The 931-nt window shown below is 46.5% G+C and carries 1 protein-coding gene; it reads right to left on the bottom strand.

Annotation, left to right across the window (positions count from 1 at the left end):
- Positions 1 to 160: 160 nt before the first annotated feature.
- Positions 161 to 775, bottom strand: a complete 615-nt coding sequence (locus tag CRG49_RS12960; protein WP_095501652.1) for a Smr/MutS family protein — start codon at positions 773 to 775, stop codon at positions 161 to 163.
- Positions 776 to 931 lie beyond the last annotated feature (156 nt).

The raw sequence follows: 931 nt of genomic DNA, 5'->3' as shown, positions 1-931 counted from the left end.
CCAGCAGTAGGTGAAGCATCAACCAGATAATCCGATGAGATGCCGGTCTGTCTCACTCTCATGCAAAGGTAAGATCAACCATTTAATCCGCTTACCCAAATACATCAAGGCCGTCTGAAAACCTTTTGGCTTTCAGACGGCCTTGTATATCATCGCTCGATTATTCTTCTTCACGGCGTGGACGCTTCAGCAGAATCCGTACCGCACCATCATTGCCTTGACGCGGCTCAACATAAGCCAACACATCCGGATGCTGTATCAGCCAACGGCGGGTCATGTTTTTCAAAACCGGTTTGTAGCCGGAAGACCCTAGACCACTACCATGTATGATTTCAGCACATACGCCGCGTTTTTTAGTGAATTCAATGAATTCATTCAACACTTGCTGCGCTTCTTCCTGCGTATAGCCATGTAAATCCACATCAGCCACCACTGGATAATGGCCGTTGCGCAAACGTTGAATGTCGTTTTTGCCTTGACCGTTTTTACTAAAGGTAGCCGGTGGCTCGTCCCAACCACCTTGACCGACATAAAAATAATCTTCTTCCGCCAAATCACTTTCCGCTTTTGGGCGCGGCTTGATGGTGGTTTTCGGGCGTGGTGCTTCATAGCGTTGCGAGTTTTTCAAAGGCGTTACCGCACCAACCGCTTTGGCAAAATCAACCTGCTCTTCTTCACGCTTTTTGGCTTCTACTGCTTCGATTTTGCGCTGCTCGGCTTCTTTTTTTGCTTGTTTGCCCAAGGCTTTTAATGTGGCTTGAAAATCCATATTCATTTGATGTTCCTTATTTAGTTTTCAGACGGCCTGTTTGACGATGTTTGCGCTAAGGCCCTTACATTCGCCTAACAAGTGCAATTTCCAATAACAGAAAAGGCCAGTATGCGGTAGTATACTGCCTTTCCTGACAAGAAAGATTGCAATATGGCCTAC

Origin of the sequence: Neisseria sp. N95_16, assembly GCF_002551535.2 — a bacterium.
GTDB lineage: Bacteria > Pseudomonadota > Gammaproteobacteria > Burkholderiales > Neisseriaceae > Neisseria > Neisseria brasiliensis.
This window is presented reverse-complemented; position numbering and strand designations above follow the sequence as displayed.

Coding starts and splice junctions, on each gene's coding strand:
- CRG49_RS12960 (WP_095501652.1), bottom strand. CDS start 775: ATGAATATGGATTTTCAAGCCACATTAAAAGCCTTGGGCAAACAAGCA.